Origin of the sequence: Bradyrhizobium sp. LA6.8, assembly GCF_040547935.1 — a bacterium.
Classification (GTDB): Bacteria; Pseudomonadota; Alphaproteobacteria; order Rhizobiales; family Xanthobacteraceae; genus Bradyrhizobium; species Bradyrhizobium barranii.
Window position 1 is genome coordinate 110732 of sequence record NZ_JBEPQQ010000009.1, and the last position, 20627, is coordinate 131358.

The 20627-nt window shown below is 63.9% G+C and carries 21 protein-coding genes; 8 read left to right on the top strand and 13 right to left on the bottom strand.

The window, feature by feature from the left end; genetic code table 11:
• Positions 1-32: 32 nt before the first annotated feature.
• The gene (locus tag ABIA90_RS34690; RefSeq protein ID WP_354120419.1) at positions 33-1382 is read right to left on the bottom strand and encodes an 8-oxoguanine deaminase; all 1350 of its coding nucleotides are present in this window, start codon (positions 1380-1382) and stop codon (positions 33-35) included.
• 151 nt (positions 1383-1533) lie between these two features.
• On the opposite strand from ABIA90_RS34690, the gene ABIA90_RS34695 reads away from it, so the two are divergent.
• Together ABIA90_RS34695 and ABIA90_RS34700 are read left to right on the top strand one after the other, a co-directional pair.
• Positions 1534-2361, top strand: a complete 828-nt coding sequence (locus ABIA90_RS34695) for an FAD binding domain-containing protein (protein WP_354120418.1) — start codon at positions 1534-1536, stop codon at positions 2359-2361.
• Positions 2358-5084, top strand: a complete 2727-nt coding sequence (locus ABIA90_RS34700; RefSeq protein WP_354120417.1) for a molybdopterin-dependent oxidoreductase — start codon at positions 2358-2360, stop codon at positions 5082-5084. The genes ABIA90_RS34695 and ABIA90_RS34700 overlap by 4 nt, the downstream gene beginning before the upstream one ends.
• Here ABIA90_RS34700 and uraD read toward each other — a convergent pair.
• The 5 genes from uraD to ABIA90_RS34725 all read right to left on the bottom strand — a co-directional run bounded on the left by uraD (position 5081) and on the right by ABIA90_RS34725 (position 7973).
• The gene (uraD, locus tag ABIA90_RS34705) at positions 5081-5968 is read right to left on the bottom strand and encodes a 2-oxo-4-hydroxy-4-carboxy-5-ureidoimidazoline decarboxylase (RefSeq protein WP_354120416.1); all 888 of its coding nucleotides are present in this window, start codon (positions 5966-5968) and stop codon (positions 5081-5083) included. The two genes, ABIA90_RS34700 and uraD, sit on opposite strands and share 4 nt — an antisense overlap.
• Before the next feature lie 5 nt (positions 5969-5973).
• Positions 5974-6909 (bottom strand): allantoinase PuuE, encoded by a 936-nt coding sequence (gene puuE / locus ABIA90_RS34710; RefSeq protein ID WP_063982017.1) that lies wholly within the window; start codon positions 6907-6909, stop codon positions 5974-5976.
• Positions 6910-7323 (bottom strand): DUF3830 family protein, encoded by a 414-nt coding sequence (locus tag ABIA90_RS34715; protein WP_014493672.1) that lies wholly within the window; start codon positions 7321-7323, stop codon positions 6910-6912. It lies immediately after the preceding gene.
• Between the two features lie 89 nt (positions 7324-7412).
• Positions 7413-7700, bottom strand: a complete 288-nt coding sequence (locus tag ABIA90_RS34720; protein ID WP_166100356.1) for a hypothetical protein — start codon at positions 7698-7700, stop codon at positions 7413-7415.
• Positions 7701-7727: 27 nt separating this feature from the next.
• A complete protein-coding gene (locus tag ABIA90_RS34725) occupies positions 7728-7973 on the bottom strand; it encodes a hypothetical protein (RefSeq protein ID WP_354120415.1) in 246 nt (81 codons plus the stop codon).
• On the opposite strand from ABIA90_RS34725, the gene ABIA90_RS34730 reads away from it, so the two are divergent.
• Entirely contained in the window at positions 7954-8169 is a 216-nt protein-coding gene (locus ABIA90_RS34730; protein WP_354120414.1) for a hypothetical protein, read from the top strand. The genes ABIA90_RS34725 and ABIA90_RS34730 overlap by 20 nt on opposite strands.
• A 654-nt stretch (positions 8170-8823) precedes the next feature.
• On the opposite strand, the gene ABIA90_RS34735 is transcribed toward ABIA90_RS34730, so the two are convergent.
• The 3 genes from ABIA90_RS34735 to ABIA90_RS34745 form a co-directional block, all read right to left on the bottom strand.
• The gene (locus ABIA90_RS34735; RefSeq protein ID WP_063982015.1) at positions 8824-9324 is read right to left on the bottom strand and encodes a hypothetical protein; all 501 of its coding nucleotides are present in this window, start codon (positions 9322-9324) and stop codon (positions 8824-8826) included.
• A gap of 537 nt (positions 9325-9861) precedes the next feature.
• Positions 9862-11787, bottom strand: a complete 1926-nt coding sequence (locus tag ABIA90_RS34740) for an AI-2E family transporter (RefSeq protein ID WP_354120413.1) — start codon at positions 11785-11787, stop codon at positions 9862-9864.
• A 272-nt stretch (positions 11788-12059) separates the two neighbouring features.
• Complete coding sequence (locus ABIA90_RS34745; RefSeq protein ID WP_354120412.1) at positions 12060-12467, bottom strand: hypothetical protein; 408 nt, start codon at positions 12465-12467, stop codon at positions 12060-12062.
• A 289-nt stretch (positions 12468-12756) separates the two neighbouring features.
• Between ABIA90_RS34745 and ABIA90_RS34750 the strand changes: the two genes are divergently transcribed.
• The gene (locus ABIA90_RS34750; RefSeq protein WP_166100378.1) at positions 12757-13011 is read left to right on the top strand and encodes a DUF2798 domain-containing protein; all 255 of its coding nucleotides are present in this window, start codon (positions 12757-12759) and stop codon (positions 13009-13011) included.
• Between the two features lie 69 nt (positions 13012-13080).
• Here ABIA90_RS34750 and ABIA90_RS34755 read toward each other — a convergent pair whose 3' ends face one another.
• From ABIA90_RS34755 to ABIA90_RS34765, 3 genes are all read right to left on the bottom strand, one after another.
• Complete coding sequence (locus ABIA90_RS34755) at positions 13081-14868, bottom strand: chloride channel protein (protein ID WP_354120411.1); 1788 nt, start codon at positions 14866-14868, stop codon at positions 13081-13083.
• Between the two features lie 13 nt (positions 14869-14881).
• Positions 14882-15529 carry an L-fuculose-phosphate aldolase gene (locus ABIA90_RS34760; RefSeq protein ID WP_354120410.1) on the bottom strand — a complete coding sequence of 216 codons (648 nt, stop codon included), beginning with the start codon at positions 15527-15529 and terminating at the stop codon, positions 14882-14884.
• Positions 15530-15705: 176 nt separating this feature from the next.
• Positions 15706-16332: a MarC family protein gene (locus tag ABIA90_RS34765; RefSeq protein WP_354120409.1), complete on the bottom strand. Its 627-nt coding sequence runs from the start codon at positions 16330-16332 to the stop codon at positions 15706-15708.
• Positions 16333-16477: 145 nt separating this feature from the next.
• Between ABIA90_RS34765 and ABIA90_RS34770 the strand changes: the two genes are divergently transcribed.
• The 4 genes from ABIA90_RS34770 (at position 16478) to ABIA90_RS34785 (ending at position 20178) form a co-directional block, all read left to right on the top strand.
• Positions 16478-17047, top strand: a complete 570-nt coding sequence (locus ABIA90_RS34770) for a YciE/YciF ferroxidase family protein (protein WP_063982009.1) — start codon at positions 16478-16480, stop codon at positions 17045-17047.
• Positions 17048-17234: 187 nt separating this feature from the next.
• Positions 17235-17618: an Hsp20/alpha crystallin family protein gene (locus tag ABIA90_RS34775; protein WP_014493661.1), complete on the top strand. Its 384-nt coding sequence runs from the start codon at positions 17235-17237 to the stop codon at positions 17616-17618.
• 8 nt (positions 17619-17626) lie between these two features.
• Entirely contained in the window at positions 17627-20017 is a 2391-nt protein-coding gene (gene lon, locus ABIA90_RS34780) for an endopeptidase La (protein WP_354120408.1), read from the top strand.
• Positions 20018-20022: 5 nt separating this feature from the next.
• Positions 20023-20178 (top strand): hypothetical protein, encoded by a 156-nt coding sequence (locus ABIA90_RS34785; RefSeq protein WP_187387991.1) that lies wholly within the window; start codon positions 20023-20025, stop codon positions 20176-20178.
• Positions 20179-20250: 72 nt separating this feature from the next.
• On the opposite strand, the gene ABIA90_RS34790 is transcribed toward ABIA90_RS34785, so the two are convergent.
• Positions 20251-20553 (bottom strand): HU family DNA-binding protein, encoded by a 303-nt coding sequence (locus ABIA90_RS34790; RefSeq protein ID WP_014493658.1) that lies wholly within the window; start codon positions 20551-20553, stop codon positions 20251-20253.
• Positions 20554-20627: the final 74 nt, after the last annotated feature.

The window sequence follows — 20627 nt, forward strand, 5'->3', positions numbered from 1 at the left end:
TGTGGTCGCCCCCTCTTTCTTTTTTGCCCGGATTATCCCACCTGCATCGCCCGCGCCGCGGAACCGTGGCGGCGAATGAGATCGGGAACATCCAGTCCCGGGATCGCGCCGTCGATCACGGCCCATTGTCCCGCCACCATCACCCGGTCGGCCCGATGCGCCCCGCACAGCACCAGCGCGGCCAGCGGATCGCCGTGACCGGAGAAGCGCAGCTCGTCGAGCTTGAACAGGGCAAGATCGGCGGCCTTGCCGACGGCGATCTCGCCCAGCTCCGGCCGGCCGACGCAGGCTGCCGAGCCCTTGGTGGCCCAGCGCAGTGCATCCTTGTGGCTGACCTTGGCCACTCCGTAGCGCGCCCGTTGCAGCAGGAACGCCGCCCGCACCTCCTGCATCAAATTCGACCCGTCGTTCGAGGCCGAACCGTCGACGCCGATGCCGATGCCGACACCGGCCTCCTCCATCTCGCACACCGGGCAGCAGCCCGACGCCAGAATCTGGTTGCTGCACGCGCAATGGCTGATGGTCGTCTTCGCCTTGCCGAGCCGCTTCATCTCCTCCGCATTGAAGAAGATGCCGTGAGCGAGCCAGGTCCGCGCATTGAGCCAGCCGCATTGCTCGAGATAGTCGAGCGGACGGCAGCCATACATCTGCTGGCAGAATTTGTTCTCGTCCTCGGTCTCGGCGAGATGGGTGTGCAGACGGACGTCGAGCTTGTCGGCGAGATCGGCGGTGGCGCGCATCAGCGACGTCGTCACCGAGAACGGCGAGCAAGGCGCCAGCGCGATCTGCACCATCGCATCCGGGCCGCGCTGGTGATGCTTTGCGACCACGCGCGCGCTGTCGGCGAGGATCGTGTCCTCGTCCTGTACGACGCTGTCAGGCGGCAGGCCGCCGTCGCGCTGCGACAGGTTCATCGAGCCGCGCGTGAGCAGCACCCGGACACCGAGCCGTTTTGCGACTGCAACCTCGATATCGACGGACTCCTCGAGTCCCGCCGGGAACACATAGTGGTGATCCGTTGTGGTGGTGCAGCCCGAGAGCAGGAGCTCGGACATCGCCACGGTGACGCCGAGCTCGAGCGATTCCGGCGTCATCCTCGCCCACACCGGATAGAGTGCCTGGAGCCAGGGAAACAGCTCGCGGTCCATCGCCGCCGGCAGCGCCCGCGTCAGCGTCTGGTAGAAATGATGATGCGTGTTGATCAGGCCCGGCAGCACGACATGCTCGCCCGCGTCGAACACCGCGACATCCGCCGTCGCAGGCCTGCCGCCGGCCGGCACGAGCTCGACAATCCGGCCATCCCTCACCACGATCCCGCGCTCGGCGCCGTCAGCGAGGATGGCGAGGGGATCCCTGATCCAGATCGGCTTTGCGTCGCTCATGATCCTGGTTCTCCTCACATCCGCTGACGACAGGCCGGCAAGGCGGCCGCGGGCCCGATCACATTCATGCTACGACTTGCTTGTTGCGACTTGGCTCCGGTCTTGCAAGACTCATCTGCACGATTCACCGGGCGAAAGCTTTGGCGCAGCCATGGATTTGAATACCATCACGACGGTGGCCCATCCGCAAACGCGCGCACAACTGCCCGCCTGGACGGAAGGTGATGCTTGGCTCGCGGGTGGCACCTGGCTGTTCTCGGAGCCCCAGGTCCACCTGAAGCGGCTGATCGATCTCACTGACCTGAAATGGCCGGCGCTCACGATCACCGACACCCATCTCACCATCTCCGCCACCTGCACCATCACGCAGCTCGACGGTTTCGCCTGCCCGCCCGACTGGCTCGCAGCCCCGCTGATCGGCCAGTGCTGCCGGGCTTTCCTTGCTTCATTCAAGATCTGGAAGACCGCGACCGTCGGCGGCAATCTCTGCATGTCGCTGCCGGCGGGACCGATGATCTCGCTCACATCAGCGCTGGACGGCGTCTGCATCATCTGGAAGGCCGACGGCGGTGAAGAGAAGATACCCGTCGTCGACTTCGTCACCGGCAACCAGCGCAACCGCCTGACGCCAGGCGACCTGATCCGGCAGATCGATATCCCGGTTGCCGCGCTGAAGCGCCGCACGGCCTTTCGCCAGATCTCGCTGGCGCCGGTCGGCCGCTCTGCGGCGCTTCTGATCGGCAGCCTGGATAGCGATGGCACGCTGACGCTGTCGGTGACCGCATCGACGGTGCGACCGATCCAGCTGTCCTTTCGCAAGGCTCCGGACGCGGGCGCGCTTCGCGACGCGATCGCAGAGCAGATCCCGGATGATCTGTACCACACTGACATCCACGGCAAGCCGATCTGGCGCAAGCATATGACGCTAAGGCTCGCCGAGGAGATTCGCGGCGAACTCGTGGGGGCGACGCCATCATGAGTTTCGAGGTCAACGGCAAGACCTTCCCGCAAGAGCCGCGCGCCGGCCAGTGCCTGCGCACGTTCTTGCGCGAGCTCGGCCATTTCGGCGTGAAGAAGGGCTGCGATGCCGGCGATTGCGGTGCCTGCACCGTGCTGCTCGACGGCGAGCCGGTGCACAGCTGCCTGATCCCGGCGTTCCGCGCCGAGGGGCGCGCCGTCACCACGATCGAAGGGCTCGGTGGCGACCATGGCGCGCATCCGATGCAGCAGGCCTTCCTCGATGCGCAGGGCTTCCAATGCGGCTTCTGCACCGCCGGCATGATCCTGACGTGCGCCTCGCTGAACCAGGCGCAGCGCACCGACCTCGGATCGGCGCTGAAGGGCAATATCTGTCGCTGTACCGGCTATCGCTCGATCGAGGACGCACTGCTCGGCAAGACCAATGTCGAGGAGAGCGTCGAGCCCGGCGCTGCCTTCGGCCGCAGCCTTCCGGCGCCCGCTGGCCCCGATGTCGTGCGCGGCAAGGCGCGCTACACCTTCGACACGCAGATCGACGACCTGCTGCACATCAAGCTGCTCCGCTCGCCGTACGCCTACGCGAAAATCGTCGCGATCGACAAGTCGGACGCGCTGCGCGTGCCCGGCGTGCACGCGGTGCTGACGCATGAGGATGCGCCGTCGGTCCTGATCTCGACCGCGCGGCACGAGAAGGACTGGATGGATCCGGAGGATACCCGCATCCTCGATGAGGTCGTCCGCTTCATCGGCCAGAAGGTCGCCGCCGTCGTCGCCGAGAGCGAGGCCGCCGCCGAGGAGGCGTGCCGGCGGCTGAAGGTCGATTACGAAATCCTGCCTGCGCTGATCGATCCGGAGCAGGCGATGGCGCCGGGTGCACCTGTCATTCATCCTGACCGCACCACCGCGAATCGTATCGCCGATCCCCAGCGTAACCTCGCAGCGGAGACCCATGGCGAATACGGCGACGTGGCGGCGGCACTCGCGACGTCGGCCGTCACCTATGAGGCCACCTTCCAAAGCCACCGCGTGCAGCACGCCGCGCTGGAGACCCATGGCGGCCTCGCCTGGCTCGACGCTTCAGGCGTGCTCAATGTCCGCACCTCGACGCAGGTGCCGTTCCTGACCCGCCGCGCGCTGTCGGACATCTTTGGGCTCCCCATGGACAAGGTCCGCGTGTTCTGCGAACGCGTCGGCGGCGGCTTTGGCGGCAAGCAGGAGATGTTCGTCGAGGACATTCTGGCGCTCGCTACGCTCAAGACCGGACGACCGGTCAAGCTGGAGCTGACCCGCGAGGAGCAGTTCATCGCGACCTCGACGCGGCATCCGATGCGGGTCCACATCAAGGCCGGCGCCGATGCCGACGGCAGGCTCACCGCGCTCCAGCTCGAGGTGCTCTCCAACACCGGCGCCTACGGCAATCATGCCGGCCCCGTGATGTTCCACTCGCTGTCCGAGTCCATCGCTGTCTACAACTGTCCGAACAAGAAGGTCGATGGCTTCGCCGTCTACACCAACACGGTGCCGTCGGGCGCGTTTCGCGGCTATGGCCTGCCCCAAACGCAGATCGCGATCGAAGCCGCGATCGACGAATTGGCACGGCAGCTCGGTATCAACCCCTACGACATGCGCCGGCGCAACGTCGTCAAACCAGGCGATCCCATGCTGTCGCCGCCGCCGTCCGAATTTCATGACGTGCTCTATGGCTCCTACGGGCTCGACCAGTGCCTCGACCTCGTCGAACGCGCCATGCAGGCCGACGGCCCGCAGCCGGACCTGACGCCGGAGTGGCTGATCGGCGACGGCGTCGCGCTGACCATGATCGACACGGTGCCGCCGGCCGGCCATCTCGCGGATGCGATGATCGTACTCAACGACGACGGCGGCTTCGACCTCACCGTCGGCACCGCCGAGTTCGGTAACGGCACCAGCACCGTGCACCGGCAGATCGCGGCGACGACGCTCGCAACCACCGTCGACCGCATCCGCCTGCGCCAGTCCGACACCGCCCATGGCGGTCACGACACCGGCGCCTATGGCAGTGCGGGCACCTTCGTTGCGGGCAAGGCAACGCATGCAGCAGCGATGCAGCTTGCGACCGAGCTAAAAGCTGCAACCGCCAGCGCCTGGCTGTGCGACGCCGCGAGCTGCACGCTCGACGACGAAGCCGTCGTCAGCGGCGTCCGGCGCATGTCCTTTGCGGAGCTGGCGAAGCTCGCGCGCGAACGCGGGCAGCCGTTCGCAGGCACCGGCAATTCCGAGGGGACGCCGCGCTCGGTCGGCTTCAACGTCCAGGGCTTTCGCGTCGCCGTGAACAAGGGCACCGGCGAGATCAAGATTCTCCGGAGCGTGCAGGCGGCGGACGCCGGAATCGTCGCCAATCCCATGCAGTGCCGCGGCCAGGTCGAGGGCGGCGTCGCGCAGGCGATCGGGGCGGCGCTCTACGAGGAGATGGTGATCGACGCGACCGGCCGCGTCACCAACCCGAAATTCCGCGACTACCACCTGCCCTCCTTTGCAGACGTTCCGCGCACGGAGGTCTTCTTCGCCGAGACGTCCGACACGATCGGGCCGCTGGGCGCCAAATCGATGAGCGAGAGCCCGTACAATCCGGTCACCGCCGCGCTCGGCAACGCGATCGCGGATGCCACCGGCATCCGCTTCACGGCGCCGCCGTTCAAGCCGGACCGGCTGTTTCCGGCGCTGCACGAGAAGTTTGGGAATTAACTGCCACGATAGGTCGAGTAGCTCCACGGCGTGACCAGCAGCGGCACGTGGTAGTGGCTTTCCGGCTCGCTGATCGCAAAGCGCAGCGGGATCTCGTCGAGGAACGGCGGGTCGGACAGCGGCACGTTGCGCTCGGCGTAATATTTGGCGACGCTGAATTTGAGCTCGTAGCGGCCGATCGGCAGCGGACGGCCGCCGATCAGCGGCTGGTCGGTGCGGCCATCGGCATTGGTCACGGCGCGCGCGATGATGCGGCTCTCACCGAGGCTCGCGAGCTCGACGAGCTCCACCGGGATGCCGGCTGCAGGCTTTCCGGCGTGATTGTCGAGCACATGCGTGGAAAGCCGGCCATGCACTTTCAGCCTGTCGTCGGCGACGACGAGCTGATCGAGCCGCAGCGCGGAGATACGACCGATCTCCTCGATCGCACGCCGCGTCTCGGTCTTGGCGATATTGCGCAACCGCGTCTCGAAGTCGCGCAGCACGGAATCCCTGGTGTGACGGCGCACGCAGACGATATAGGGGAAGCCGAATTTGTCGCGATAGGCGTTGTTGACGCGCTCGAACGCGGCGTATTCTGCATCTGAGAGACGGTCGAGGCCGGCGCTGTTCTGCTCGTCGGTCGACTCCGCAGTGAGCCCCGCGGCACGCTGGGTCTTGTTGGCGAGATCGGGATGCGCCCGGATCAGCGCGAGCTGCACGTCGGGCTCGGCGCTCTGGATCGCTGCCATCAGCGCTGAGTGCAACTGGTTGATACCGGCGAACGGCCGCTGCCCGGCAAGTTTCTCCGCAATCCACGGTGAATATTCGACGACGTTGGCAAGGACCGCGATAAAGCCGGCCTTATCAGCAGCATTGAGATCGGCGAGCGAGATTTGCGCCATCGTCCTCACCCGATCTCGAATGCGTCGGCGGCAAGATGCGCATGCTTGTCGTGCCAGTGCTGCGCGATCTGGAGCCGCGTCGGCACCCAGACGCGATCGTGCTTGCCGATATAGTCGAGGAAGCGGATCAGTCCCGCGGCACGGCCGGGCCGGCCGGCAAGACGGCAGTGCAGCCCCACCGACATCATCTTCGGCGCGGTCTCGCCCTCGGCATAGAGCACGTCGAAGGCGTCCTTCAGATAGGTGAAGAACTGCTCGCCTTCGGCAAACCCCTGCGGGTTGATGAAGCGCATGTCGTTGGCGTCAAGTGTATAGGGAATGATGAGCTGCTTGCCGTTCGCGCCCTTGACCCAATAGGGCAGATCGTCGGCATAGGAGTCGCAGAGATAGAGGAAGCCGCCCTCCTCCATCAACAGGCGGTTGGTGTTGATCGAGGAGCGCCCGGTGTACCAGCCGAGCGGCCGCGAGCCCGTCGCCTCGGTGTGGACGCGAATGGACTCGGCGATCTCGGCACGCTCCTGCGCCTCGGTCATGTCCTTGTGCTCGATCCATTTCAGGCTGTGGCTCGCGATGTCCCAGCCTGACTCCTTCATCGCCGCGACAATCTCCGGATTCCGCTTCAGCGCAGTGGCAACGCCGAACACGGTGGTCGGCCACTTCCGCTCGTTGAACATCCGCCACAGCCGCCAGAAGCCGGCGCGCGAGCCATATTCGAACATCGACTCGATATTGGCGTGGCGCTGGCCCGGCCAGGGCTGCGCGCCGAGGACGTCGGACAGAAACGCTTCCGAGGCGCGATCGCCGTGCAAGATGTTGTTCTCGCCGCCTTCCTCGAAGTTGACGACGAACTGCACCGCGACCCGCGCGTTGTCAGGCCATTGCGGATGCGGCGGGTTGCGGCCGTAACCGCGGAGATCGCGCGGGTAGCGAGTATCCGTCACTCAGACTTCCTCGAAGCGGATCGGCAGGGCACCCTTCCAGAGCACGCTCTTGCCGAGGGTCGCAAGATTCTCGAGGCCCGAGGTCAGCGTGATGAAATGGTTGCCGGCGAGCTGGCCCATTTTGCTGGCGAAGTGTACGCCGCCATAGGCGAGCAGGATCTCGGTCTCGCTGATGCCGCCGGGATAGAGGATGATCTGACCCGGCGCGGGATAGCTGGTGTGGTTCTCGTAGCCGACGCCGAAATCGAGATCGCCGAGCGGCATCCAGACGCCCTCGCCGCTCCAGCGCACATGGATGATGTGGCTTTCGAACGGCAGCGCCTTGCGGAACGCAGCGACGGTCTTGGGCGCCAGTTGCTCCTCGAAGCGGGCATCGAAGGTGAAGTCGCCGGCGCGGATAACGAGTTTGCTCATCTCATCTCTCTGGATCGGGGGCCAAAGGCCCACGGGGAATTTTCAAGCAAAGAGCATTCCATCGGGCTTCGCGCAAGTGGCGCGGCCCGTCATCTGCGGTCGTAGGACCAGCCGAAAATACCACTCCGCCGCACCTCCGGCTCGGGGTCGGCGGCGGGCGCGGCCGAAGGGGGCGCCTCCTTCAGTTCCGCCTGTGGCGGAGGTGGAGGCGGCGCCGGCAGATTCTCGCATTTCATGGAGTAGACCAGCTTGCCGTCCGCGGTCCGCCCGATCGGGGCGCAGGGGTCTGGATGCGCTGCCGAGGTCTTTGGCGTGAGCTTAACCTGCGCGGCCGCCGGCGAGGCGATCAGGAGAAGGACCAGCAGATATTTCGACATCGTTGTCGCCTGAGAACTCAATTTGCCTCATTGAACCGGATTGCCGGGGGCAAGTCCACCGGCGCTGCGGGCGCGATTGCCGAATATTTGGCCGGCGCTAGAAAATTTGCTCGCCCCAACGTGATGGCCACGCTTCGGATCGTGAAACCGGCCCGGCTGATATCCGGCAGGACACATCGCCATGTCAGCCACGACCGCGAACACAGGCGACATTTTTCTCACAGCCTGAATCGCCGTCACGGGAGAAACAACCATGCGAAAGACCTTTGCCATTCACGGCGCCACCCTGATTGCCGCCGCCACCATCCAGACCGCCGCCGCCGCGAGCGACCACCACAGAAGCAAGGCACACCCCGCCCCGATCACCCAGTCGGTCCGCGACTCCAACGCGTTCTGGCCGTCGCAGCCGAGCACACCCGACTGGCAGCGCTACGCCAACGGCGCGCTGTCGGCACCGGCGGGGCGGTGATGCGGGCGTAGAACGCGGTTGCTGCGACGTCTCTCGTGTCCCGGACGCGCTGCAACGCGCAAGCGTTGCTGCGCAGAGCCGGGACCCAGAAAGCGACACGGTACAATGCGGAGAGTAGAATGCGGAGACATGGGCCCCGGCTCTGCAGCACACCGCAAGAGCGCTGCGCTGCGTCCGGGGCACGAGAGGGAGTTGTGGCGCTCGCTGCCTCATACTCCGTCATTGCGAGCGCAGCCAAGCAATCCAGAGTCTTTCCACGGAGGGATTCTGGATTGCATCGCCGCGCTCGCAATGACGAAGTATGAGGCAGCGGCGGCGTCCTCCAAGTGCCATTGTCATTCCCCGCGCAGGCGGGGAATCCAGTACGCCGCGACCTCTCGGCTCAATCACAGCCGTCTCTGGAATGCTAGATCGCCCGGTCAAGCCGGGCGATGACAGCGAGTGCTGCAGACGCACCAATGGCCGACGCGCTGACAGTCGCAGAACCTTTGGCGATGGACGGGCCGTCGCTCTCGGTCATCGTGTTCATTCCTGTTGCGTCGCGACAGGATAACTCGCTTCCGCTTTTTTGGCGGCATAGCGAACCTTGCCCGGACTTGCCGGTAGGTCAACCGAATGACCCCAACCGGACTTTGGCTGCGGGCCTCGCATGCGCTACGCGGTTCGGGATGAACCCTGCATGACACGCTTGACCACCATGGCCGCGATCCCCGCGAGCACGGCCTTTGCCTGCGGGGACGCAAGTATGTCGATGATCGGGTTCGACGGTTGGGCTTGCTCGTGAGGCTGGGCATCGCCACTGGCGAGGATATCCCGGAGCTGACCGGGCCTCCCATGCAGATCGGTGAGCACCTCGCCCAGTTCCTTCGGTTCGGGGGCCACTTGTCCCGGTAGCGCCACGCCGCGCGCGGCGGCTCGCTCCTGCAGCATCTTCACGAACGCCGCCCGTTCTTCCGGCGAAAGCTTGCCCAACGCTTCTATCGCTGCCTGCGCGTACTGGTCAGACGGCACGGCGTGTGACACATCACCATACCGTTTGAGAACCTCTTGATCGGAATAACCCTCCGACGGATTTCCTTGTTCGTATCGATCAACGAAATCCCGATACTCTTTCTGGCGTTGCCCACCGCCCAGTAACTCGTCAAGGATACCCATGTACAGCTCCTCCTTGCGTGATTAGCTCAGGCTGCTTGCCACAGACAACCACACGTTTCCCTTGCGCGACATACGAGCGATATCGGCGTTACGCAGAAGATACAGGCGAAGAGTGCGGTCGCTCCGATAGTTGCTACTTCCAAGGTAAACCCACATTGAGAGTATTGACCTAGGTCAAAGGGTCATGGCGGCCGTGCAAACTGAAAGTTTTGCTTGTGAGGCGTGAGTGGACATTCCACGCGCGTGTCGCGATGATCGCTATTGTCCCTGCTGAAGCTTTTGGGTCCGGCCAAATGTGCGGTTTGCGCCAAAACGGGCTGCACTTACGGTCCTCGGATTACGGCATTCGCCACATCGCGCCCGCCGTTTGTCTACCGGTTCGTATTAAATAAAATCGGGAATGCGCGATGGCAAATATTCGCAAGGGTCACCGTCGCGCGGTCCCCGCCAATCCTTTTGCTCTCCACAGGACCCGGTGACCGATGCGGATGGTCGCTCTGCGACGCCCGGCAATCCAGAGGAGCAAAATATTCGTTTTTACGCCGGAGCAGCTGCCTTCGCCTGATCCGACGCATCAGGTTGCGCAGAGGTCACGTGAACGACTGCTTCCAAGGCTGCACCGAACGACCCGCTTGCTACCAACGCGTTGGAAGCGTTTCCCACCGTTTCTGCGGCTCCCGTTCCCAGCAAAGCGAACAGGATACGGGTTGCGCCAATCCTTTTACTGAGCCCTCGAACGACGTGCTGAATCTTGGCGGTGGACGGCTGACTCAGATAGCAGACGCATACAAGCGCGGTGTTCGCCAATTCGAGCGAAAGCAATTTCGACATTGATGAAGCATCAGCCTTTTCCGCAATTGCCTGAATCCCGCGGTACCGCAGAAGCTGCGCCAGCACAAGCGCCGTCGCCTCATCGAGTCGCCCGGCACCAGGGATGCAAACGACCGAAATAGACGAGGTCGGCGGCTCCGGAATCAAAGCGTGCTCGGAGCCTGCTCGCTCGAATGTAATGGCAGCTCCGGGGCTTGAGCTTAGATTCGGGGAACTGGGTCCTGTTGCTTCCACGTCATGGCGTGCCCCCAGCTCAGCGACCAATTCTTCCACCGTTGAGACTACCCGATTTAATCGGTCCTGATCGAGGTGACCCAATTGACGGTCGGCCTCCGCGAGTCTCAGGCCTTTCAAGAGGATGTCGTCATAATAATTCTCAAGCGACGAGTCATTCAGGTATTCATGTGCCTGTTCCACCGCTTCAATGGGATCTCCCGCCAGCATTCGTTGATAAGCCAGTTGCGGCGGCGTCAGCGGTGGTCGGTCGCCAAGCATAACGTCAAGAAATTTGAGGCGATCGACATGCCGCCCAAGGACGACGAGACAAATTGTTAAGGGCGTGGCCAACACCAGTCCGACCGGCCCCCAAAGCCACGTCCAGAATGACGCGGACAGGATAATTGCAATCGGGGAAAGACCCGAGCTATGCCCAAAAATCAAGGGTTCGAGGACCTGTCCTGCGAGCAACTCAAGCACGACGAACAATGCCGCCGTAAGTATCAGCATCTGCCAGCCCGTGCCCACCGCCGCCGCGAGAATGAGAGGGAATACCGCAGATATCAATGCACCGATATACGGTACAAATCGCATAATCATCGCGATCAGCCCCCATAGCGGAGCCGAGGGGACACCGATGAATTCAAGACCTAAGCCTATTGCAAGACCGAACACGCCATTGAACGCGATCTGGGTAAGAAAGAGCTTGCTCAGACGCTTACCGGCGTCGTCCAGGGCCGCAGTCGTGCGTTGAATATCCGCGGATCCGGCCAGTCGAACAAGCCGATTCCTCAGATCTTCCCGTTGCAGCAGGACAAAGACAACAAAGATCACGACGATCCCTGTCGTCGTTAAAGGTGAAATCAGTGGCTGGATGATTGCGCCAAACGTCGACAGAGCACCAGGATCGGGTTGCCTTACCTCAACGGGTATGGGTATCGGCTTGTCTGAGGGCTGTCTGGTGAGTTCGCCGTCAGTAGGTCGACCGGCCCCATCTCGATTCTGCAACTCTGTCTTCAATTCTTTCAGAACTGTCGACGCCTGCTCCAATGTTCCAGAGCCGCCGCCCATTAAGCCGCGCAGGCTTTCGATCTTGTCACTCAATGTTTGTTGATAGCCTGGCAGCTTGGTGGCGAGCCGGGTCGCCTGCGAAACCATAAGACCGCCTAGACTAAATATGATCGAGAATCCGATGAAGACGACCACCAGCACAGAAATCGTGCGCGGAATTCGCCAGGAACGTAAGCGCATCACGAAGGGCGCCATAACGAAACTCAGGAGAACTGCTAACGCGAAGGGGACAAAAATTTCACGACCGAAATAGAGCGCAGCAATTATCAACGCTGCGACGGCCATATTCGTCAGCACAGTCCCCCGCGGCTGTGCCAATCTCATTTGAGGAGATTTCTCTTCCATGGCGCGTCTTCCATGGCGCGGCTCATTCATCCCATACGTGGGTGAATTCTCCTTCGCGACACCATCCTACACCGAACTAACTTGTTCCGACAGCCCGAGCATGCCGTTCAATGTCGCTAGCTCGTCTCATAGCGCGCGGGTTGACAGCCCGCCGGGTGTTTTACCCGTCGGGCAACACAGAGACGCGTAGCCCGGACGGAGCCAACGGGTCGGCGCGAAGCGCCGCAGGATGACACGCTCCGTGCAATCCGGGCTACGGCGAGAACAGGTGCCTAATAAGGCTGATAGTAGCCACGCGGACCGTAATAGGGACCGCCGCCATAATATCCCTGACCGCCATAGTAAGGACCCGGGCCGTCATAATAGCGATTCTCGTAGTACTCCTGGCGCCGGCTCTCTGCGATCGCACCTCCGATCAGACCTGCCGCCACGCCCATGAAGGCAAGCCCTGCCGCATTTGGACCCCGGCGATAGTAGCGGTGGCGCCGGGCGGCGCTGAAATCGGTCGCAACGGATCTGCTTGACGTCGCAGAGTCCGCGCTGACGGTCGGCGAACCGGTCGGCGAACCGGCCGGCGCCGCAGACGAGGGCGAGACGGAAGCTGTCGCCAGAGCCAGACTCGCAAACGCGGCCAGTGCGGTGTTGCGGCCGAACCTTGAATTTACGGGCCTATCGCGCATCTCGGCGTCCTTTGTTCTTGTCCAAAGTCAAAATATGAAACGATCCACAACGTGCAAACCACTGAAAAGTTTCGTGATCGCGGCAATCTGCCACGCTTCGAACGATTGTAAACCGAACGACCAGATCCAGCTTGAACCACTCAACCTGAGCGGATAATGAACAGCCGCGCCGTTTTTCGGTCGCCGTAAGCGTTTTACGTGAACCAACGCATCAACCGACGCCGTCGGGATCGATGCATTTTCGCAGGTTCAACGTGACTGACGCGTCCTTTTCCTCAAGAGAAATCAGATGATTGCGGTTCGCAAACTGCCGGCGCGCTATGCGCCGATCGTGATGCCATTTGTGCTGTCCATCCTCATGACGGCCGTGGTGTCGGTCATTTCGACGCTCCGGAGCCTCGGCGCGACGCCGGCGTTCCTCGCGACCTGGCCGGGCGCCTGGGCGCTGTCATGGCTCGTTGCCTTTCCCACGCTGCTGATGGTGCTGCCACTGGTCCGACGGATCGTAGCGTGCGTCGTCGCTTCCCCATCTCAACCAGGCTGATAGCCGGCGCGGACGGCGGCGCACGAAGCACGCCGTCCCGCTTCCATGATTGCGCCTGCGGGAGTGATCCTACGACAGCGCCCCGAGCACGCCGCGCGTTGCCTTGTCGATCTCCTCGACATAGCGGCGGCGGGCAAACGTCTCGGTGAGGAAGCCGACCACCTTGCGGCTGTCGGTGGAATCGACCACCGCCAGCATCTCGGCTTCCGCCTCGTCGAACACGGCCATCGCCGACTTCACGTTCATTTCCGGGATCAGCACGATCTCGGTCAGGCGGGCGAGCTCGATCACCTGGATGTCGTCGGCGATGCTGTCGAGATCGCTGGAGAACAGGTCGGGCAGCAGGACGAGGCCGACATATTCGTCGGCATTGTTGACGATGACGATGCCGGGCCGCGAGCCCAGCGCGAATTCACCGCGCACGGCGGCGATCGTCGTGGTCGATGGCACCTTGCCGACGTCGGAGCGCATCAGCCGCTCGACCGTGAGGTTGCGCAGCCAGCCGACGTCGTTGGCGCTGCGGATGGTCTCGCCGCGCAGATGCAGGCGCCAGGTCGAGAAGGAATGGCCGAACATGAAGCGGACGCAGATCGAGGTGACGATGCAGCCGGCCAGCACCACGGCGGTAACGTCGACATTGCGGGTCATTTCCAGCACGAGGAACGACATGGTCAAGGGGCCGCCAACGATGGCGACGCCGAGCGTCGCCATACCCGTCAGCATCGCGACCAGCGGGTCGATCACGAATTCCGGGCTGATGAGCAAAAGAACCGCAGCGAAGAACTTTCCGATCAGGCTGCCGACGAACAACGAGGCAAAGAACAGACCGCCACGGAAACCCGAGGCGAGCGAGATCAGGCAGGCCGTCACCTTCAGGGCGATGATCAGCGCGATCAGGCCGATCGTCATGTCGTGAAAGAGATCGAGCACCATGGCGCCGTGGCCGGCCGCGAGCACCTGCGGCGTGACGATGGCAAAGCTGCCGACGATAAGGCCGCCGATCACCGGGCGCAGCCAGACCGGCAGCCAGACAAACAGGCGCTCGAACATCGAAGACGACCGCATCACGGCGATGCCGACGCCGCTGGTAATGAGCGCAAGCCCGATCAATGCCAGATATTGCTCGACGCCGACCGCGCTGACCTTCGGTATTTCGATAGAGTACGGCGCGCCGCCGAGCCATTGCGCGGTCAGCGCGCCAGCAAGCGAGGCCGCCAGGATAGGCGCGGCGCTGCCGACTGAATAGACGCCGACGATCAGCTCGCAGGCATAGAAGGCGCCGGTGATCGGCGCGCCAAACGCCGCTGCGATCGCAGCAGCGGCGCCGCAACCGACGATCAGGCGCAAATCGTTGCGGCGCAGATTGAAGAACTTGCCGAGCAATGAGGCGATCCCCGAGCCGATCTGGGTGTAGCCGGCCTCGAGGCCGACCGAGGCGCCGCAGCCGTTCGAGATCAGCGTCTGGCTCGACACCACCATGCTGTCGCGCATCGACAGATTGCCGCCGCGTAGCGCGTTCGCCTCGATCGGGTCGACCGCGTTGGAGATCTTCAGCCGCCGCCGCCACCACTCCATGATACCGAGCGCCAGTCCGCCGAGCGCGGGCGCGATCAGGGCCGCCCAGGGGCTGACCCGGGCGTGCGCGGATAGGCGAACGTCGACGGGAATGCCGTAGATCATCATATGGGCAATCTGCGCGATCTCGGCCATCAGCGTCACGATGGCACCGGTAAACGTGCCGATCACGAGCGCCAGCGGGATCAGGTAGAACTCGTTGCTGCGCAAGAGCGCGCGCAGGCGAACCATGACGCGGTTCGATCCCTTGCGATCGGTGATGTGTCTGATCCGCGCGAACACCTTTTTGCCCGCCCTACCCTTCCGACATGCCGTAACCGGCCATGCGCTGGCGGACACGTTCGATCTCGGCACTCGACAGCAGCGGCGGTTTTCCGATCTGGAGGCAGCCGTGATACTGCCGCGCCAGCGTCTCGACCTCGACGGCGAGCCACATCGCCTTGTCCAGCGTCTTGCCGACCGCAATCATGCCGTGATGGTCGAGCAGGCAGGCGAGCCGGCCCTCCAGCGCCCGCAGCGCATGCTCGGACAGTTCCGTCGTTCCGAAGGTGGCATAGGGTGCGCAACGGATACTGTCACCACCGGCGGCTGCGATCATGTAGTGCACGGGCGGAATCTCCATGCCCATGATCGCCAGGATGGTGCAATAGGTCGGATGGGCGTGGACGACGGCGTTGACGTCGGGCCGCGATTTCAGGATGTCGCGGTGGAAGCGCCATTCACTGGACGGCTTCTGACCGGGGGCATGGGAGCCGTCCATCGCCATGAACACGATCTGGTCGGGCGTCATGGCGTCATAGGGCACGCTGGTCGGCGTGACCAGAAGCCCGTCCACATGCCGGACGCTGATATTGCCTGAGGTACCCTGGTTGATGCCGAGCGCGTTCATACGGCGGCACGCGTCGATGATGGCCTGTCTCTTTGCGAGCTCGTCCGCTGTCATCGATATCTCGGTTTCTTCTCGACTTCTTGACGATGGACCTTTGTTAGACCGGGAGTACGTCAAAGCTATATGGCAGTGCAAGAGAAAGCGGCCGGGATTGGCTGCTGCCTTGCCGGCTGTACCGTTACATCAAGAAACCAATTGTAAAATCAGTATATTAGCAGATTGTCGCAGGTTTACGAAAAGCTCGCCCGGACGGCCGCGATTCCGTTGATCACGAACTGCACCGAATAGGCTGCGAGCAGCATGCCGAGGACGCGTGAGAGCACGGCATTTCCGGTGCGCCCGAGGGTGCGCGCGATCAGGCTCGCGGAGACGAAGCACAGCATGCAGAGCAGGCAGACGGAGACGACGACCGCGATGATGATCGCGAGCTTGGCCCCATAGCCGGCATTGCCCGTCAGCAGCAGCGTGGTCGCGATCGCGCCGGGACCGGCCATCATCGGGATGGCCAACGGAAACACCGCGACGTCGGAAGCATGTTCCGAGGTCGCCTTGTCGGCCTCGCGCGCCTCGCGATGCGGACGGTCGCCGAAGATCATCTGGTAGGAGACGCCGAACAGCAGCAGCCCGCCGGCGATCTGGAAGGCGGGGATGCCGATCCCGAGTTGGCGCAACAGCCAGTTTCCGGCCAGCGAGATCACCACCAGGATCGAAGCCGCGATCAGCGGCGCGCGCAGCGCGATCGTACGCTTGATCTTGTCGGGCATGCCTCCGGTCGCGGCCAGGAAGGCCGGCGCAAGGCCGACGGGGTCGACCACCAGCAGCAGCGTCACGAAGGCGGACAGGGCGAAGTCGAGCATGCGGGTGGGTCTCACGCCAGGTGCAGCCGCAATCCATAACCGCTGGAGGAGGTCTTCGCGAGGAACATTTGCCCTCGCAGAGTCTTGGTCGCGCGAGGATTGAGGAAGGCATCGCCCTTCCCGTGTCGCCTCAAGAGGAGGATTTATGGCTAAACGAGCGAAGAAACGTGCGAACGCGAAAAAGACCGCGGCGCGCCGTCCGCGTCAGGCACCGAAGATGTTGAGCGACCTGTTCCTGGAGACGCTGAAGGACATCTATTACGCCGAGAACAAGATCATCAAGACGCTACCCAAGATGGCCAAGGCGGCGCATTCCAAGGACCTTGCCGCCGCCTTCAACAAGCATCTGCGCGAGACGCAGGGCCAGGTCAAACGGCTCGACCAGATCTTCAAGATGCTGGGCAAGCCGGCCCGCGGCAAGCCCTGCGAAGCGATCAACGGCATCACCGACGAGGGCGCCGAGATCATGAAGGATTTCAAGAACGCCCCTGCCCTCGACGCCGGCCTGCTCGCGGCCGCTCAGGCCGTCGAGCACTACGAGATCTCCCGCTACGGCACGCTGCGCACCTGGGCCGAGGAGCTCGGCATGCCGGACGCGGCAAGGCTGCTCCAGGAGACACTGGACGAGGAAGAGGCGACCGATCACACGCTGACCGAGCTCGCGACCTCGGTCATCAACCTCGAAGCGGAAGAGGAGTACCGCGCCGCGGCCTGATCGGCGCGACGCGCCCTACTGTTGCCTTCGATGCCGCGGAATATCCCCGCGGCGTCGAAGCGTGCGACGACAAGGGCCTCTTCCGGTTGGAGAGGCCAGGCATGCTCCAAACGCGCGATGCTGGAATTTTGGGGAACCGTCCCCATATGCTCGTTTTCCAACCGCAGCGCCTTCCCCGAGTTTTGCCATGCAACCCAAAAATCCCCTCGACTGGATGCTGTCCGAAGCCCTGGACTCGCTGACCCGCGCCGAACGGCTGCGGCAGCAGTTCGGCCGTCAGGAAGCCTGCTGGGAGCCGCCGATCGACGTGCTCGAAACCGAGCATGAGCTTTTGATCCTGGTCGCGCTTCCCGGCGTCAATCCCGATAATGTCGAGACGGTGATCCTCGACGGCGTCCTCGTCATCTCCGGCCAGCGCACGCTTCCGCCGGAGCTTCGCAACGCCCGCATCCACCGGCTCGAGCTGCCGCAGGGCCGCTTCGAGCGGCGCATCGCGCTTCCCGTTGGCCGCTACGCCATCAGCCGCTTCGTGATGGACGGCTGCGTCGCGCTGCGCCTCGCCAAATCCTGAGGTCGATCATGGCCACCGAACAGATGAATAACGCACAGACCAATTCCACCGAGTCCGACGTGAAGATTCCCGAAGACGCGCTGATCGTCATCCCGGTGCGCGAGATGGCGCTGTTTCCCGGCGCCATCGCGCCGATCGCGATCGGCCGGGCGAAGTCCATTGCCGCCGCGCAGCAGGCGCTGCGCGAGCAGCGGCCGGTCGGCATCGTCCTGCAGCGCAGCCCCGAGATCGAGGAGCCCGGGCCTGATGATCTCTACCGGGTCGCGACCATCGCCAACATCGTGCGCTACATCACTGCGCCCGACGGCACGCATCACATCGTCTGCCAGGGCGTGCAGCGCGCCCGCATCCTCGACTTCCTGCCGGGAACACCGTTCCTGGCCGCGCGTTTCCAGCAGATCCCCGAGCCGACCACGAGCTCGCCCGAGATCGAGGCGCGCGCGCTGAATCTGCAGCGCCAGGCCATCGAGGCGGTCGAGCTGCTGCCGCAGGCGCCGCCCGAGCTGGTCGCGATGTTCCAGAGCACCACCGCGCCCGGCGCGCTGGCGGACCTGGCGACCTCGTTCATGGACATCAAGCCGCAGGACAAGCAGGAGGTGCTGGAGACCATCGACCTCGCCTTGCGCGTCGAGAAGGTGTCGAAGCATCTGGCCGAACGGCTGGAGGTGCTGCGCATCTCCAACGAGATCGGCCAGAAGACCAAGGCCTCCTTCGACGAGCGGCAGCGCGAGGCGATCCTGCGCGAGCAGATGGCGACCATCCAGCGCCAGCTCGGCGAAGGCGACGGCAAGGCGGCCGAGGTCGCCGAGCTGACGGCTGCCATCGCCAAGGCCAACATGCCGCCGGAAGCGGACGCGCACGCCAAGAAGGAGCTGCGCCGCTACGAGCGCATGCCCGAGGCTGCCGGTGAGTCCGGCATGGTCCGCACCTATCTGGACTGGCTGATCGAGCTGCCCTGGGCGCTGCCCGCGGAGAAGCCGATCGACATCACGGAAGCGCGTCGCATCCTGGATGCCGATCATTTCGGCCTGGAGAAGATCAAGGGCCGGATCATCGAATATCTGGCGGTGCGCAAGCTCGCTCCGCATGGCAAGGCGCCGATCCTGTGCTTCGTCGGCCCGCCCGGCGTCGGCAAGACCTCGCTCGGCCAGTCCATCGCACGCGCGATGGATCGCCCCTTCGTGCGCGTCAGCCTCGGCGGCGTGCATGACGAGGCCGAGATCCGCGGTCACCGGCGCACCTATATCGGCGCGCTGCCCGGCAACATCATCCAGGGCATCAAGAAGGCCGGCACGCGGAACTGCGTCATGATGCTGGACGAGATCGACAAGATGGGCCGTGGCGTGCAGGGCGATCCCTCGGCCGCCATGCTGGAGGTGCTCGACCCCGAGCAGAACGGGACGTTCCGGGACAACTATCTGGCCGTGCCGTTCGACCTGTCGCGCGTGGTGTTCATCGCGACCGCCAACATGCTGGACCAGATTCCGGGTCCGCTGCTGGACCGCATGGAGCTGATCAGCCTCGCCGGCTACACCGAAGAGGAGAAGCTGGAGATCGCGAAGCGCTATCTGGTGCGGCGTCAGCTCGAGGCCAACGGCCTGACGGCCGAGCAGGCCGAGATCGAGCCAGAGGCGTTGAAGCTGGTCGTCAAGGGCTACACCCGCGAGGCCGGCGTGCGCAACCTCGAGCGCGAAATCGGCAAGGTGTTCCGCCATGCCGCGGTGCAAATCGCCGAGGGCACGGCTGCCAAGGTCGTGGTGAGCCCGAAGGACATCGCCACCGTGCTCGGCCAGCCGCGCTTCGAGGGCGAGATTGCGCAGCGGACCAGCATTCCGGGCGTCGCCACCGGGCTCGCCTGGACGCCGGTCGGCGGTGACATCCTGTTCATCGAGGCCTCGCGCGTGCCCGGCCGGGGCGGCATGATCCTGACCGGCCAGCTCGGCGACGTCATGCGCGAGAGCGTGCAGGCTGCGATGACGCTGGTGAAGAGCAAGGCCACGCAGCTCGGCATCGATCCGTCGGTGTTCGAGAAGAGCGACATCCACGTTCACGTGCCGGCGGGCGCAACCCCGAAGGACGGACCGAGCGCGGGCGTTGCGATGTTCACGGCGTTGACGTCCCTGCTCACCAATCGCACGGTGCGCAGCGACACCGCGATGACCGGCGAGATCTCGCTGCGCGGCCTGGTGCTGCCGGTCGGCGGCATCAAGGAGAAGGTGGTGGCTGCGGCCGCCGCTGGATTGAAGCGGGTGATGCTGCCGGCACGCAACAAGCGGGACTACGACGACATCCCGAAGAGCGCGCGGGACAACCTCGAATTCATCTGGCTGGAGCGCGTCGATGAGGCCATCGCCGCAGCGCTCGAGCCGGCTGATGCCAAGGTCGAAGCGGCGGAGTGAAGGCGATGAAGAAACTGCTGGAAAAAGCGAGGCGATCGCGGAAGACGCAGCGGCTGCGTCAGCTGCTCGACCGTGCGATCGACCGGGTTCGCGATGCGCTGGCGGCACCAGGGCCGCGGCTTCAGCCCGTTCCGGTCCGGGTGAAGCGCCGCAAGGGTTGAGCCCTCCGTCTCAAGCCCTCGCGGCAGCCCCAAACAAAAGGCCCCCTCCTAGCCGAGGGGGCCTTTGCGTTGTTAGCCCACCGCGTCCTTGGCGGCCTTGACCGGGCGGGCGCGGACGATCTTCCGGGCCGGCTTGGCCTTGAACATCATCTCTTCACCCGTGAACGGGTTGGTACCCTTGCGCGCCTTGGTCGCGGGCTTCTTGATGACCACGAACTTGGCGAAGCCCGGCACCAGGAACAGGCCGTTCTTCTTGAGCTCCTTGTGACCGACGTCGGTCAGCGTCTCCATGACGCTCTTGACGTCGCGCTTGGAAAGCTCGGTGGCGGTCGCAATCTTTTCGATCAGCTGCGATTTGGACATTTGGGTTGGCATCGTGTCTCCTCTGATTCGTTGCCGGTTGCATATTAGACCAACCGTTGAAGGCCCAGAGCCTTCTGCACAGTTTT